Raw genomic sequence first — 15,090 nt, forward strand, 5'->3', positions numbered from 1 at the left:
ACAGATAAGGTCAAAGTTCCGGATTTCAATCACCCCACCCACATTGTGGCGAATATGTTAAATTTCCCATCAGTTACAGAACACACAAAAACAGGGTGGAATGATGACGGGACAAGGAATGACACTGCGCGGCAAGCTGACCGCGATGACCATTGCGACGATCGGCGCCTTGATCGTGCTATTTGCGGTATTGCTGATCAATGGCAAGAGCCAGATGCTTGGCGATCGTCAGGACAAGGTGCGCAACCTGGTCGAGGTTGCCCACGCCACCGTCGCCAATTACGAGAAGGAAGCACGCGAAGGCCGCATGTCGGTCGACGACGCCAAGAAGGCGGCCATCGGCACACTGCGCGCCATGCGCTACGACAAGGTCGAGTACTTCTGGATCAATGACCTCAACGACCTGATGGTCATGCACCCGATCAAGCCGGAACTCGACGGCAAGGTACTGAACCAGTTGAAGGACAAGAACGGCAAGCTGCTGTTCGTCGAATTCAACACCATGGTCAAGAAGAACGGTGCCGGCTTTGTCGATTACCTGTGGCCGAAGCCGGGCTCGGAAGAAGGCGTTCCGAAGATTTCCTACGTCAAGGGCTTCGAGCCCTGGGGCTGGGTCATCGGTTCCGGCATTTATGTCGATGACGTCGATGCCAAGTTCCGCGCCGACGCCGTCAAGCTGCTGCTCTGGGGCATCGCCATCGGCGGCTTCATCGCGATCTCCCTGCTCTTCGTTTCGCGCAATATCATCAAGACCCTGGGCGGCGACCCGAGCATTGCTTCGGCCGTGGCCAAGCGTATCGCCTCGGGCGACCTGACCACGCCGGTCGAGGTTGCGGCGAACGACCAGGACAGCCTGCTCGCCAATATCCGGACCATGCAGGACACCCTGCGCAACATGATCTCGACCATCATCGGCAATGCCGTCGAGGTGTCGAGCGCCGCCAACCAGTTACTGAACGCCTCGGAAGAAGTCGCCGACCGCGCCCGCCAGCAGAGCGATGCCGCGTCGTCGATGGCTGCTTCGGTCGAGGAAATGGCGGTCAGTATCGACCAGGTCACCGAAAACGCTGCCGAAGCGCATGGTATCTCGGAAGAGTCGCGCAGCATCTCGGAAGAAGGCGCCACGGTCATCCACAATGCCGCAACCGAGATGCGCCTGATTTCCGAAGCCGTCCAGTCCTCGTCGAACATCGTCGAGGAACTCGGCCACCAGTCGAACCAGATCACCTCCATCGTCAATACGATCAAGGAAATCGCCGACCAGACCAACCTGCTCGCCCTCAATGCCGCCATTGAAGCGGCACGCGCCGGCGAACAGGGCCGCGGCTTCGCCGTGGTCGCCGACGAAGTGCGCAAGCTGGCCGAACGCACCAGCCTGTCGACCACCGAGATCGGCGGCATGGTTGCCAAGATCCAGAACGGCACGAAGAGCGCCGTCGACAGCATGCAGGCCGGTGTGGTTCAGGTCAGCAACGGCGTCGAATTGGCCAACCAGGCCGGTCAGTCGATCAATCGCATCCGCGATGGCGCCCTGCGCGTGACTTCCGTGGTCAACGACATTTCCGGCGCGATTCGCGAACAAGGGGTAGCCGGTAACGACATCGCACGCAAGCTGGAGACCATCGCCCAGATGTCGGAAGAAAGCGCCATTGCGGTTCGCCAGACGGCCGATGCTGCGCGCCGCCTGCACTCGCTGTCCGACTCCCTGCACCACACGGTTGCCCAGTTCAAGACCTGAGCCAGGCGCAGGCCAACAAAAAAGGGAGCCGCGGCTCCCTTTTTTGTTTTCCCGGTGTGCTTATTTATCCCAGCGCGCCGCCGCCGTGTCGTCGCTGTCCCGGGCATCGACCCAGTGCGCGCCGTCCGGCGTGACTTCCCGCTTCCAGAACGGTGCCCGCGTCTTCAGGTAATCCATGATGAACTCGCAAGCGGCAAAGGCCTCGCCGCGATGCGCACTGGTCACGGCAACCAGCACGATCTGGTCGCAGGGCAGCAGCGGCCCGATGCGATGGATGACCAGCGCATCGTAGATATCCCAGCGCGCTTTGGCTGCGTCGACAATTTCCTCGAGCGACTTCTCGGTCATGCCGGGATAGTGCTCCAGAGTCATCTCGCTGACCCCGGCCCCGCCGTTGATGTCGCGGACCAGACCGAGGAAGCTGACCTGCGCGCCGATCCGGGCATCGCCGGCGCGCTGCGCGGTCAACTCCGCGCCAAGGTCAAAATCCGCCGTCTGGACGCGCACCGTCATGTTCAGATCACCTCGCGCGCTTCGAGGAAGCGCAGGTTCGGATACTTTTCCTTGACCATGTTCAGATACACGTTGTTCGGCGCCAGGTAGACCGGATCGTCGGCCCCGTCGAGCGCGACGTTGGCGCTGTAGCGGTCCGACAGCTGGCGCAGCTCGGCCGCGTCGCCGTGGATCCAGCGCGCCGTCGAACAGTTGTAGCTCTCGAAAATGACCTTGACGCCGTATTCGTTCTCGAGGCGGCTGGCGACGACATCGAACTGCAGGATGCCGACCGCGCCGAGAATCATGTCGGTGCCGGCGAGCGGCCGGAACAGTTGCGTTGCGCCCTCTTCCGCCAGTTGCTGCAAGCCCTTCTGCAGCTGCTTGATCTTCAGCGGATTGGCGATGCGGGCGAGACGGAAATGTTCCGGCGCAAAAGACGGAATGCCCGTGAAGCGCAGGTCTTCGCCCTCGGTGAAGGTTTCGCCGAGACGGATCGAACCGTGATTCGGGATGCCGATGATGTCGCCCGGCCAGGCTTCGTCGGTGGTCGAACGGTCACGCGCCATGAAGGTGATGGCGTTGTTGATCGACAGGGTCTTGCCGGTCGCCACCTGCTTGACCTTCATGCCGCGGTCAAAACGCCCGGAGCAGACGCGCAGGAAGGCGATGCGGTCGCGGTGCTTGGGGTCCATGTTGGCCTGGATCTTGAACACGAAGCCGGAAAACTTGCCTTCGTCCGGCTCGACGCGGCGCGTCACGGCCGGGCGGGCGATCGGTGCCGGCGACAGGTCGACCACGGCATCGAGCAGACTCTGCACACCGAAGTTGTTGACCGCCGAACCGAAGAAGACCGGCGACTGCTTGCCGCTCAGGTAGGCCTCGGCATCGAAAGCATGCGAAGCGCCACGCACCAGTTCGATATCAACGCGCAACTCGTCGGCCTGCGTGCCGATCAGCTCGTCGAGGCGCGGGTTGTCGAGGCCCTGAATGATCTCGGCTGTGCCCTTCTCGGCCTGCGGATCGAAGAACGCGATGGCGTCGTCGTAGAGGTGATAAACGCCGCGGAAACGCTTGCCCATGCCGATCGGCCAGGTCATCGGCGCGCACTGGATGCCGAGCACCGACTCGATTTCGTCGAGCAGATCGATCGGCTCCTTGCCTTCGCGGTCGAGCTTGTTGATGAAGGTCAGGATGGGCGTGTCGCGCATGCGGCAAACGTTGAGCAGCTTGATGGTCTGCGCTTCGACACCGTTCACCGAGTCGATCACCATGACCGCCGAGTCGACGGCAGTCAGCGTGCGGTAGGTGTCTTCCGAGAAGTCCTCGTGGCCCGGCGTATCGAGCAGGTTGACCATGCACTCGCGGTACGGGAACTGCATCACCGACGAGGTCACCGAGATGCCGCGCTGCTTTTCCAGCTCCATCCAGTCGGACGTCGCATGGCGCGACGCCTTGCGGGCGCGCACTTCGCCGGCGACCTGGATGGCGCCGCCGAACCACAACAGCTTTTCAGTCAGCGTCGTCTTACCGGCGTCAGGGTGGGAAATGATCGCGAAGGTGCGACGGCGGGCAATTTCAGTTTCGAGTGGGGTCACGGCGGCCAGGGCGAAATTCGCCCGAAAAATCAGAGGCCGCGATTATACCTTTGCACCCCGCCGGACGCCGCCTGAATCAGCAACACGCTTCCTCGAGCTGGGTGAGCAGCTTGTTACCCCATGGATTGAATTTTTATGGGGTAATGCTAGGATTACCCCATTGATTTTTATTTCATGGGGTAACGGCTTTGTACCGGACACACGAACTTGCTTTTCGTACCCAATACGCCGAGCTAAAGGAACGCACCCTGTCTGCCGGCGAGTTGCTTCCCGGCACGCCCGGCTCGCTCACGCTAAGAGCGGGAACCGGTCACGCCTATTGGTATCGCGTCTTTTACCCCATCCCCGGAAAGAGCGAAGAGAAGTTCATCTGCAACGAAACGGATACCGACAAGCTCGATAGCATTCGCCAGCAAATTGCCTATCACGAGTGGGTCGCCAAGCAAGTCTCCAACCTCCGCAAGCTGGGCTTCCAGGTCGCCGACAAATCCGTGGCGCGCGTCATGGTCGAATTGCACAACCGGCATGCCTTCGAGGCCGGCCTGGTACTGGTCGGCACCTTGGCATTCATGTCCTGGCTGAACGAACTGGGCGGCATGACCGTCGCCGCGCGGACGCAGGACATGGATATCGCCCGCGGCAAGCCACTCAAATTCGCCGCCCCGCTCCCTTTTCTCGAAACGATCAAGGCAACCGGCTTGCCGTTTGTTCCTGTTCCGGGCATGCCGTCGAATGCGCCATCGACATCAGTCAAGTTGCCGGGCATACAAGGGTTGCGCGTCGACGTGCTGACGCCCGGCGATGTCCTTGGCGCCATCGTCGCCGTGCCCGAGCTCGAATGGTGCGCGCAGGCCGTTCCGTTCTACGACTATCTGCTCGAAGATCCCGAGCCGGCAGCCATTCTGGCTGGAGGACACTGCATTCCGGTCAAGCTGCCCCAGGCTGCCCGCTTCGTCTGGCACAAGCTGTATGCCAGCACGCAACGGCGCGGCTTCCAGGAAAAGGCAGAAAAGGACAGGCGGCAAGCCCTCGTTCTCGGCGGGCTGCTTGCCGACAGCGAGGCGCATTTGCTAACCGATGCCTGGCAAGCCGTCCCGGCCGTGATGGCAAAAGCCATCCGGCCACTGTCCGACAAACTGGTCGCCGCGGCAGAAGGCCACCCAGAATTGCAGGATGTATTTCGCGAATGCGCTGGCTAGCAGCGGGAAGAGGCACGCCCCCAAGCAATCAGCAACACTCTTCCTCAACCTGGGTCAGCAGCGTCTGCGCCGCCGTATCGCCGCATTCGTCGAACAGTTCGCGAATCACGTTGATGTGGCAATGGATCAGGAACAGGTCATCCGGCGCCGTACCGCTCTTCGGCTGGCGCTTGGCCATGAAGTAAGGCCAGAACGGCGCCGTACGTGCCGCATTCGGCACGTTGCGTTCGATGCACTCCATCAGACGACGGGCGTTGCCGGCGCAGTCGATGTCGTTGAAGGTGACGTAGCGGTCAACCTTCTTGCCGCAGCCACAATCGGGCGTTGCTGATTTGCTGGTTTCCATGGCGAGGCTCCTTCAATTGGTGATGGAGCCACTGTAACGGGCGACCAAAAACGATTCCGTCGGCTGGCCGACGTTCCTGGAAATGCCGGTGTGGGGAGAAGTCTTAAAAACAGATTGCTAATTCTGGCTTTCCAGCAGCACCTCTGCACCTATTGCGGGCGTAGCTGACATTGGAAAGCGGTGCCTCAGAACAGCACTAATTAGCGCGGGGTTAGGCCGAGACCTGAAGGAACCGAGATCTGTAAACTTTTGGGCGCGCCTTGATGCAAAGGGTTAGCCATCACGCCCACACTCCATTTCCATACAATTCATCATACGAATGGACTTGTAGGAGTTTTATGCCAACACTTTTGAAGAAATACTGCTTTCCTGGAGATTCGTCACCAACATGAGCAAACCAGGACTCTTGCCGACGATCAGGAAACTTTTTGAAATACTTGGCCCGCTCAATCAGTAGCCAACGCAAGAAGACTTCATTTTCTTCGAGACTCAGGCCAAGTATTAGCAGCGGCTTGTTAAAAATAGTATGAAGCCAAGTTCTGTGACCGGCCCATCCACCTATATTCTTCCCGCGAAATAGGCTGCTCTCATCACCCCTGTGTAACCAAGTTCGAGCACGCTCAACGCTCCCCATATAATGCGTAAGGCCAAGGCGAATACTTCTCCTATATCGTATGGTTCCGTTTATATGCCAAATGCCAAATCCCTCATCTGGGTGATGAAGTTGTTTTAAGCCAAAATATTTATTCCACGGATAAAAATCGGTGAACGGCATGCCAGGTAGCGAATACAACTGCGCATCTGCCGCACGTGATAACACTTCGTCAAAGTTTGTAGTGAGAATGGGGCATTGCGCTTCAATGGCCCACTTAGTAATCGCTTCGTGATGAGTGTCTGGAATCCAGTTTTGCATCGGAGCGCAGAACTCCTGCTGAAGGGATCCACTTGTGCTAGTTGAGGACTGTGCGAGTTCCAGCGAGTCGTAGAACTCCGTTAATGAAACGCCAGGGGGAATAGCGCTGCTAGATGGATCGATATGCTTTTGCGCCAATGCAATCAGGAGATCGCTCCACGAGTTCATCGGGGCCCGTATTCCGTATCGATTGATACCGTTTCCTATTAGCAGGGCAAGCTTGAACTTTTGGCTACCAAGTAGTTGTTTAAGCGGCATAGTACGGAACTGTCCCAAAATGCCTTAGTGAACCAGCGTTGATCAGCATTATTGTGCAGCATCCGGCAACCCAAAGGAGCAAGGTCGCCGGGTTAGAGATTGTTGTCGACATAGGCGTCGGTGGCCTTTACGAGATCTTTGACGAAGCGAATTACCTTTTCCAGTTCGTCGCGTTTGATTAAATGCGCGACGGGAGAGCCGTTGTTTATAGGCTTAGATCGGTGCACAGCATCTCCGCGTTTGCCAATCCAACTATTCAAAGTGCTTCTGGCTTTTTCTGGTTCATAGTTGGCCCATGACCACCCTTCGGTGACATCAAGGCCTAGGTACTCTTGAAATATACGTTTCGTCTTATCCGAGCTTGGGTTGTGAAATTGCTTGAGATCAGAGTGCAATTTTTTCAGGACAAAATCACCGACGTAACTGCCAGCAACCACACCAAGTTTCTTGTTCATTTCTTCAAGTAGCCGATCCTCGACGTAGGTTTCCCAAGCAGTTAAGGCCATAACAAGGCCTGCCCGTTTTAGCACCTCGGCATTTTGGGGTGGCGGATTTGCATTGATTGCATCGAAGTAGGCGAGTAATTCTTCTGCGTCTTTGATGCCGTACTCAAAACTCTGGTATGCGCGGGACATAGTAGTGTTTTCAATCTAGAAATAGACTGCATTATTGTCGTAAATGCAGGCTTGGCGCTATCCAGTGTCATGCAAAAACTCTAAGCCAACGACCGCTTTGGACTGACTAGTCCTGGGGCCGCTCCTAGCCGCCACCGGCCCCAACCACCTGCAACATCCTGGCTGGCAAATGAATTCCAAAGCCGATCAAAATCCCCCACCGCACTTCCCCACTTGCCGAAAGCCCCGTGCAGCAGGGCTTTTCCTACGTCCCAGACTATGGCGTGGGATATTGAATTCTCACCCCACCGGATCCGGACAACGCTCCGCCAGCGCTCGCAGCGAACGAACCAGCAGCGTCCGCCGTCCCTGCCGTTGCAGCAGGCCTTCGCGCTCCCATTGATTGATCAGCAACGAGACGCTTTGCCGGGTCGTGCCGAGCAGGCTGGCGATGTCTTCCAGGCCGAGGTCGAGCGGGACAAGCAGGCCTTCGTCGCAGACCAGGCCGCGGCGGTTGGCGAGGCCGAGGAGGAAGCGGGCCAGGCGGGCCGGGACTTCACGGAAGGCCAAATCCTCGATGAGCTTGACGGCATTGTTCAGCATGCCGCCGAGGACGCGCATCATGACCGGCGTGACCGACGGGTCACTGGCCAGCTTGCGGGCGAATGAGGCGGTGTCGATCAGCCATAGCGTGCTCGGCGCGACGGCTTCGACATAGGTCGGGGTGTGCGTCGTGTAGATGTCGCCGGCTTCGAGGAAGGTCAGCGTCAGCTCGCGGTTTTCGCCGGCCAGATAGACGCGCAGGCGGCCGCTGTGCACGATGAAGACCTGGTTGCTGGCAGCCGAAGGCGTAGACAGCAGGCCGCCCTTGCCCAGTTCGCGCTGTTCGAAACCGCCAGGCAAGCCGGAGCGGCCGAGTTCCTGCAGCCAGCGCTCGGCAGCGCGGCTGGCTTTTTCCGTTGGGTGTTGTTGAATGGCATCCATAAGATGCCCGAAGCAAAAGAAAGACCAGGCCGCAACACCCGTGAAATCAGCGGCCTGGCAGCGGTCGACCGCTCAGAAATGGCAGTTTTGCGACAAAACCATTTCAGCGTGCGACATCAACGACCACGCGGCCGCGTACCTTGCCTTCGAGCAATTCGCCGGCCACGGCAATCGCACCGGACAGCGCAATCTCGTGCGTGATCGCTTCCAGCTTGGCCGGATCGAGATCGCGCGCCAGGCGTTGCCAGGCTTCCTGACGCACGGCAAGCGGCGCCATGACGCTGTCGATGCCGTAGAGCGTTACGCCGCGCAGGATGAAGGGGGCGACCGAAGCCGGGAAATCCATGCCGCCGGCCAGGCCGCAGGCAGCGACGGCACCGCGGTATTTGGTGCTGGCGCAGGCATTGGCCAGCGTATGGCTGCCGACCGCATCGACGACGCCGGCCCAGCGCTCGCGGGCGAGCGGCTTGCCGGGGGCGGCCAGTTCGGCGCGGTCGATGATGTCGGCGGCGCCGAGCGCGCGCAAATAGTCGCTTTCAGCCGGTCGACCGGTAGACGCGACCACTTTGTAGCCCAACTTGGCGAGCAGCGCGATGGCGACGCTGCCGACACCACCGTTGGCGCCGGTGACAAGGATTTCGCCGTCTTCCGGCTTGATGCCGTGTTTTTCCAGCGCCAGCACGCAGAGCATCGCCGTGTAGCCGGCGGTGCCGATCGCCATTGTCTGGCGCGCCGTGAAGGCCGCCGGCCGGGCGACCAGCCATTCACCCTTGACCCGCGCGACGCCGGCCAGGCCGCCGCAATGCGTCTCGCCGACGCCCCAGCCGTTGAGGATGACGGCGTCGCCGGCCTTCCAGGCAGGGTTCGAACTCTCAGTCACGGTGCCCGCGAAATCGATCCCCGGCACCATCGGAAAACGCCGCACCACCGGCGATTTGCCGGTAATCGCCAGGCCGTCCTTGTAGTTGAGCGTGGACCATTCGACCTGGACCGTGACATCGCCTTCCGGCAGCACGGCGGCGTCGATGTCCTGAAACGCGGCCCGGTAGCCGGACTCATCCTTGGTGATCAAAATTCCCTTGAACATGTTCTGTCTCCTGACGGAAAAATGGCAATCTGGCGCGGTCGACCGTTCAGACCGCCTGCAAACGGGCAGTAGACGCGAGATCGCGCTTTTCGACAAGCTTGAGCAGCAGCAACAGCGCCGTGCCGACCAGCATGACGCCGGCTGCGACGTAGAGCCCGGCGTTGTAGCTGCCCAGTTGGGTCGCCAGCCAGCCGGTGATCGCCGGCCCGATAATCTGGGCCACGCCGTAGGAGAGCGTCATCTTGCCCATCATCTTGGCCGGCTTGGTCGGGTAGTAGCGCCCGGCCATGGTCAGCACCAGGCTAACCATGCCGACGAAGGTACCGCCAAAAAGCAGCGCGCCGAACAGCGAGGCGAGCAGGCCGCCGAACAGCACCGGCATCAGGATGCCGACGATCTGCAGCACGGCCGCCAGGATCAGCGCATTGAGGTCGCCGGTGCGGCGTGCGATCAGATCCCAGTTGAAACAGGCCGGGATGGCGCCGATGCCGATCGCCAGGAAGACCAGGTTGCCCTGCCCGCTCAGGCCCGGCAGATGGTTGATGATGGCGACGATGAAGGTGGCGCTGACCACGAAACCGAAGCCGGCGCAGAAATACGAGGCCATGAACAGGCGCAGGAAAAGCGGGCTGGGCGGCTTGTCTTCCAGCACCTGGCCGCTCTTGGTGACGCCGCTGGTATCCGGCGCCGGCAGCCAGCGCAGGGCCGGCACGAGCAGCACGCAGCCGATGGCGGTAAACACGAACCACTGCTCGCGCCAGTCCAGCCAGCTATTCATCAAGGCCGCGACCGCGGCGCAGCCGGCAATGCCGATACCGATACCGGCAAAGTGAATGCCCAACTCGCTGCGATGGTTGTGGCGGATCAGCCAGTTGAGGATCAGGCCGGTGCCGAGCAGCATGCCGGCGGCGCTGGCCAGGCCGGCGAAGTAGCGCGACACAGCCCAGATCGTCACGTCGGTAGTCATGCCCATGATCGCCGTGCACACGATGGCAACGACGAGACCGATCCGGTACAGCTTGTCTTTCAGCACCAGGTCACTGATCAGCGAGGCGATCAGCGCGCCGCTCAGGTAGCCGGCGTAATTGATCGCCGCCAGCCAGCCGGCTTCGGCGACGCCCAAACCGGCCTGTTGCTGCATCACGGGCAGCAGCGGCGTATAGGCAAAGCGGGCGACGCCGAGCACCAGCACCAGGCTGAAAATGCCGGCGCTGAGCACCTGCAGGCGTTGTCTCTGTTCGCGCATGGGGATGTTTCCTCTTGTTTTGGTAGACGAAAGGTAAACAAGTTAAGCTATCGAAACAAATGAATTGTTTAGAACATAACGTTCGCTATTGGAGATAGATCAATGGAACTGGTCGCCCTGCGCACTTTCCAGACCGTCGTCGAGGAAGGCGGCATTCTCGCCGCTTCGCGCAAGCTGAACACGGTGCAGTCCAATGTCACCAACCGCATCCGCCGGCTGGAAGAAGAACTCGGTGCCGAGCTGTTTTTCCGCAAGGGGCGCGGCCTCGAACTGGCCCCGTCGGGCCGCGTGCTGCTCGACTACGCGCGCCGCATGCTGTTGCTGGAACGGCAGACCAGCGCCGCGGTGCGCCAGGTCGGCGAGAATGTCGGCGAACTGCGCATCGGCGCCATGGAAACCTTTGCCGCCCTGCACCTGCCGAGTGCCCTCAAGGCGGTGCGCGCCGAGCATCCGCGCCTGGAACTGCGCGTCGTCACCAACACCAGCGCCCAGCTCACCGACAAGGTGCTGACCCACAAGCTCGACTGCGCCTTCATCGCCGGCCCGGTCATCCATCCCGAGCTGGAGTTCACCGAACTGGTCGTCGAGGAACTGGTCCAGATCAGCGCCAAGGGCGCCAACCCGGTGCTGCAACCGCTGATCCTGTTCCGCGAAGGCTGTGCCTACCGCAGCCGGGCACTGGCCTGGCAACGCGCCACCGGGCATGCGGTGGCCGATGCCATGGAGTTCGGCACGCTTGAAGGCATCCTCGGCTGCGTCGCGGTCGGCCTCGGCTGGACGCTGATGCCGCGCCGCGTCGTCGAACAGTCGCAACACGCCGCCGACCTGATCGTCGAAACCCTGCCCGCCGAGATCAGCCAGGTGCCGACCGGCATGATCCACCTGCGCGCCGCGCCCCCCATGGTTGCGCTCGGCACGCTGGCTGATGCCGTTGCAGCGGCAGCGCGCTAGACGAAAGCCTTAGATCGCGACCAGGGTCTGCCGGCCGTACCATTCCTCGCCGGCCGGCAGGCTGACCGGCTCGCCGGCCACCGCGGCCTCGATGCAGAGCATGTGACGCCAGGCATCGTCCGGCATGTCCTTGAGTTCGGCGCAGCGCTCGACCCACGGATTCCACACCACGACGTCGGGGAAGCCCTGGTTTTGCAGCGCCAGGCTGAGATTGGCGGCATGCAGCATCTGCGGCCGCTTGACGTTGAAATAGACGCGGTCGGTCTCGCCCTCGATGCGCAGCTCGATGCCGCTGTCGCGCTGCACCGTGTCCTTGACCGCATCGCGGTAGTCGAAACCGTGCAGGCCTTCGAGTTCGATGTCTTCGACCTGGGTGACGCGCAGGTAGGAATGCAGCGCGCCGGTGAATTCGAAAGTGTCGCCGCCGGTGTTGGTGATGCACAGCTCGACGTCGATCCGGTCGGCTTCGACCATCAGCGTGATTTCGGCATGGAAGGCATGCGGCCAGAGGGCACGACTGGCTTCATCGTCGGTCACTTCCAGCGTGACCAGCGCGTAATCGTCGCCGCAACGCTGCGAACTGACCGACCACAGGCGGGTGCGTACCAGGCCGTGCTTGGGCAGGTCACCAAGGCTGGCAAATTGCGGGAAACAGACGGGTACACCGCCACGAATCGCCACGCTGCCGTCGAACACGGCCTGCTCGGAGAGGAACAGGCGTTCACGGCCGTCGGCCGTCTTCCAGGACAGGACCTGGCCGCCCAGCCGGCTGATCACGGCCGTGGTGCCTTTCGGGCCGTTCAACTGGAAGGCTTCGATGCCGTGGAATTCGATGGTTTCAATGGAGGGTTTCATGGCTGCTCGGAATCACGTAAAGGTTGGGGCGAACATGCAGGATCTCGACCTCGTGGCCAAGCATCGTGACGCTGCCGGAACGGCGGTTGTCGCCGGTATCGCTATATTCGAAGGCATAGACGCGGCGCAGCCGAAGCTGGCCATTGTCGTCGCGACCCAGGCGCAGCGAGCGCCCGACCACGGTTTCGTCGAGGAATTGCAGGCCCTCGTCGGTACACGCCTGCTGCGCGGCCAAAATGCCGATTTCACGGGCTTTCAGCGTATCCAGCCAGAACCAGACGAGGGCACCGGCGAGCAACAGGAAAATGGTTTCGTAAATAGGCATGGCGACGAAGTATACTGTGCCCATGCTCAGTTACCGCCACGCCTTTCACGCCGGCAACCACGCCGACGTAATCAAACACCTGATCCTGCTCCAGATCGCCCAGTACATGGGCGAGAAACCGGCGCCCTTCTGGATCATCGACACCCATGCCGGCGCCGGCTGCTACGCGCTGGAGTCGGCGCACGCCACCAAGCTCGCCGAATTCCGCGACGGCATCGGCCGCCTCTGGGATGCCAAGGGCCTGCCGCCGGCCACCGCCGACTATGTCGATTTCGTCCGCATGCTCAATCCGGACGGCCAGCTGCGCCAGTATCCGGGTTCGCCCTGGCTGGCCAGCCAGCTGCTGCGCGACGGCGACCGCCTGCGTCTCTACGAACTGCACAGCACCGACGTCAAGCTGCTTGAAGGCTGCTTCAAGAGCGCCGGCCGCCAGGTCATGGTCACCGCCGGCGACGGCTTTGCCGGGCTGAAAGCCATCCTGCCGCCCCCGCCGCGCCGCGCCCTGGTCCTGATCGACCCGTCCTACGAAACGCGCGACGACTACAGCAATGTCGTCAAGGGCCTGCAGGAAGCCATGAAACGCTTCCCGACCGGCACTTACGCGCTGTGGTATCCGATGCTCTCCAAGCCGGAATCACGCAAACTGCCCGACAAGCTGAAAGGCCTGGGCGCCAAGGACTGGCTGCACGCCACGCTGGAAGTCAGCGCCCCGGCCAAGGACGGCTACGGCATGCACGGCAGCGGCATGTTCATCATCAACCCGCCGTGGACGCTGGAAAAGACCCTGCACGAAAACCTGCCGGTGATCACCCGATTGCTCGCCCAGAACGACGGGGCGAAGTACAAGATCGAGAGCCAGACGAGCTGATCAACCCGGGCGGACCTGACTCTTTCCGGTACGCCCGTGTCTAGCTGAGTTGGCGACTCATTTCGGCAATGGGAACATTGCGAATGCAGCCGATCATGTACAACTGCCCGGCGCGAAGCGCAGATGGCACATCCTGTCGTTTTTCGAACTCCGCCTTGATGGCATCCGCAGCAGGAAGAATTTGCGCCAATAGCCGATTGAGTTCGCGTTCCGCAATGGATACGGGAAGCTTCATGGCATCACCGAACGCCAGAATGTGCTTGCGCCGCAAATCAGCAAAAAAGCGGGCCTCGCCGAGCGCATGGGTCAGTTCGACATCCGGCCAACGCGCCCCGTGGACCACCAGATCCGGCCGCGCCCAGGAAACCGTGCTGACCAGATCGTAATGCGGCGCCAGCGCGTAGCCATCGCGGCCAGCAAAAAGCGAGAGGTTTTTCAGGTGGGCGTCGTGGTTGCCAAGCAAAACATTCAACAAGGTCCAGCGAAACAGGGCGATCCGGGTCGGCGCCTTGGCCCGGCACAAATCGACAACCCGGTTGAGCGCTTCAGCCCCGGCAAGCGTGTATTTCGACCCAGAAGACAGTGAAAGCAATTGCGTGGCATCAAGCGCATGTCGCCGTTCAAGCACTCCGTTGACGTATCGGCGATCAAAGCGCTCGATCAAATAAACGGCAGAAGGCACATAGCGAAGCTCCACCCTGGGCACATCGAACCGTAGTTGCTGAGCAACTCGGGCGCAATACCACTCATTGACGGCGCTCGCCGGGTAGTGCTCGCTCAGGGCATCGGGCTTGAGGATATGGGTGGATATCCGGGAACCGACCGGCTCGTATAAAACGCCATGCTCATCGAGGACCACCGGCAGTTTCTCCTGGGCACCAGCCAGTGACATTTTCTTGGGTGCGGTCGAGGCCAGTGAAACATGTGGCATTTGAACAATCCGTTGCTGCAGGATTTCATCGGGCAACGGGATCAGCGCAGCTTCCGCCTGTTTCTCACCCGGCGCCAGCAAGGTAATGGCACCGGCCGACTCGGCACCGAAGCGCGCCAGGAGGCTCCAGGCATCCCATTCGCCCTTGCCCAACGCAGCCACCAGACGCTGACGCGCCATCTCGTCCGGCAGAAGATTATCGAAATACCACTGGACCGGCCGCGTGCTTCCGGCATCCTCAATGCGTTCCGGCTGCAAAGGCAGGCCCGGCGCCAGGGGGAACCCGTCTTGCAACCAGGCATCGGCATAGGCAAAACTCCATACACCAGTACTCTCGAAAAGCCGGCCGACCAGTCGAGATTCGACAAACACATCCAACTCGCGCCCGTTCATGGGCGAACTCTCGTCCGCCGCGGCCTTGATTGCTCATTCGGCAGTTGAATACTCCCGACACCCGGCGGCAACGAAACGTGCAATTGAATCCCCAGTTCATCGAGCAACTGGAACAGCGTCCTGATCGCTGCTGCCGGAGGATCGCCCTGCTCCATGCGGCGCAAGGTCGTCGGGGAAACACCAAGCATTGCCGCCAGATCTTCGGCGCGAAGTTGTTGCGCTGTTCTCGTTTCGCGCAGGACGGCACCAAGGGCCATGGCGGATTTGATTTCAAGCATGCGCACCACCTATC

The 15,090-nt window shown here is 60.9% G+C and carries 15 protein-coding genes and 1 pseudogene; 4 read left to right on the forward strand and 12 right to left on the reverse strand.

Going from position 1 to position 15,090, the window contains the following annotated elements; all coding sequences use genetic code 11:
- Positions 1-118 precede the first annotated feature (118 nt).
- On the forward strand, positions 119-1,738 hold the full coding sequence (locus tag KI612_RS10920) for a methyl-accepting chemotaxis protein (protein WP_319002936.1): 1,620 nt from the start codon (positions 119-121) through the stop codon (positions 1,736-1,738).
- A 60-nt stretch (positions 1,739-1,798) separates the two neighbouring features.
- On the opposite strand, the gene moaE is transcribed toward KI612_RS10920, so the two are convergent.
- On the reverse strand, positions 1,799-2,251 hold the full coding sequence (gene moaE, locus KI612_RS10925) for a molybdopterin synthase catalytic subunit MoaE (protein WP_226440117.1): 453 nt from the start codon (positions 2,249-2,251) through the stop codon (positions 1,799-1,801).
- 2 nt (positions 2,252-2,253) lie between these two features.
- Positions 2,254-3,828 carry a peptide chain release factor 3 gene (locus KI612_RS10930; protein ID WP_226440118.1) on the reverse strand — a complete coding sequence of 525 codons (1,575 nt, stop codon included), beginning with the start codon at positions 3,826-3,828 and terminating at the stop codon, positions 2,254-2,256.
- Positions 3,829-4,016: 188 nt separating this feature from the next.
- On the opposite strand from KI612_RS10930, the gene KI612_RS10935 reads away from it, so the two are divergent.
- A complete protein-coding gene (locus KI612_RS10935) occupies positions 4,017-5,027 on the forward strand; it encodes a GSU2403 family nucleotidyltransferase fold protein (RefSeq protein ID WP_226440119.1) in 1,011 nt (336 codons plus the stop codon).
- Positions 5,028-5,055: 28 nt separating this feature from the next.
- Here the strand turns inward: KI612_RS10935 and cowN are convergent, their stop codons facing one another.
- From cowN to KI612_RS10965, 6 genes are all read right to left on the reverse strand, one after another.
- Positions 5,056-5,373, reverse strand: a complete 318-nt coding sequence (cowN, locus tag KI612_RS10940; protein WP_226440120.1) for a N(2)-fixation sustaining protein CowN — start codon at positions 5,371-5,373, stop codon at positions 5,056-5,058.
- 280 nt (positions 5,374-5,653) lie between these two features.
- Positions 5,654-6,544, reverse strand: coding sequence for an SIR2 family protein (locus KI612_RS10945; RefSeq protein WP_226440121.1), 891 nt, complete (start codon positions 6,542-6,544; stop codon positions 5,654-5,656).
- A 92-nt stretch (positions 6,545-6,636) separates the two neighbouring features.
- Positions 6,637-7,179 (reverse strand): HEPN domain-containing protein, encoded by a 543-nt coding sequence (locus tag KI612_RS10950; RefSeq protein ID WP_226440122.1) that lies wholly within the window; start codon positions 7,177-7,179, stop codon positions 6,637-6,639.
- 279 nt (positions 7,180-7,458) lie between these two features.
- Positions 7,459-8,142, reverse strand: a complete 684-nt coding sequence (locus KI612_RS10955) for a Crp/Fnr family transcriptional regulator (RefSeq protein ID WP_226440123.1) — start codon at positions 8,140-8,142, stop codon at positions 7,459-7,461.
- A 103-nt stretch (positions 8,143-8,245) separates the two neighbouring features.
- Positions 8,246-9,229 carry an acrylyl-CoA reductase (NADPH) gene (acuI, locus tag KI612_RS10960; RefSeq protein WP_226440124.1) on the reverse strand — a complete coding sequence of 328 codons (984 nt, stop codon included), beginning with the start codon at positions 9,227-9,229 and terminating at the stop codon, positions 8,246-8,248.
- Between the two features lie 46 nt (positions 9,230-9,275).
- A complete protein-coding gene (locus KI612_RS10965) occupies positions 9,276-10,475 on the reverse strand; it encodes a YbfB/YjiJ family MFS transporter (protein ID WP_226440125.1) in 1,200 nt (399 codons plus the stop codon).
- A gap of 102 nt (positions 10,476-10,577) precedes the next feature.
- On the opposite strand from KI612_RS10965, the gene KI612_RS10970 reads away from it, so the two are divergent.
- A complete protein-coding gene (locus KI612_RS10970) occupies positions 10,578-11,426 on the forward strand; it encodes a LysR substrate-binding domain-containing protein (RefSeq protein WP_226440126.1) in 849 nt (282 codons plus the stop codon).
- Positions 11,427-11,435: 9 nt separating this feature from the next.
- Here KI612_RS10970 and KI612_RS10975 read toward each other — a convergent pair whose 3' ends face one another.
- Positions 11,436-12,281, reverse strand: a complete 846-nt coding sequence (locus tag KI612_RS10975) for a D-hexose-6-phosphate mutarotase (protein WP_226440127.1) — start codon at positions 12,279-12,281, stop codon at positions 11,436-11,438.
- Positions 12,265-12,606, reverse strand: a complete 342-nt coding sequence (locus tag KI612_RS10980) for a DUF3301 domain-containing protein (RefSeq protein ID WP_226444215.1) — start codon at positions 12,604-12,606, stop codon at positions 12,265-12,267. The genes KI612_RS10975 and KI612_RS10980 overlap by 17 nt, the downstream gene beginning before the upstream one ends.
- A 22-nt stretch (positions 12,607-12,628) precedes the next feature.
- Here KI612_RS10980 and KI612_RS10985 point away from each other — a divergent pair, with 22 nt between their 5' ends.
- Positions 12,629-13,474 (forward strand): 23S rRNA (adenine(2030)-N(6))-methyltransferase RlmJ, encoded by an 846-nt coding sequence (locus KI612_RS10985; RefSeq protein ID WP_226440128.1) that lies wholly within the window; start codon positions 12,629-12,631, stop codon positions 13,472-13,474.
- 379 nt (positions 13,475-13,853) lie between these two features.
- On the opposite strand, the pseudogene KI612_RS10990 reads toward KI612_RS10985, so the two are convergent.
- Positions 13,854-14,798, reverse strand: a pseudogene (locus KI612_RS10990) (HipA domain-containing protein); the annotation flags it as partial.
- Positions 14,795-15,076 (reverse strand): helix-turn-helix domain-containing protein, encoded by a 282-nt coding sequence (locus KI612_RS10995; RefSeq protein WP_226440130.1) that lies wholly within the window; start codon positions 15,074-15,076, stop codon positions 14,795-14,797. The gene KI612_RS10995 and the pseudogene KI612_RS10990, both read right to left, overlap by 4 nt.
- Positions 15,077-15,090: the final 14 nt, after the last annotated feature.

Source organism: Quatrionicoccus australiensis (genome assembly GCF_020510525.1).
Classification (GTDB): domain Bacteria; phylum Pseudomonadota; class Gammaproteobacteria; order Burkholderiales; family Rhodocyclaceae; genus Azonexus; species Azonexus australiensis_B.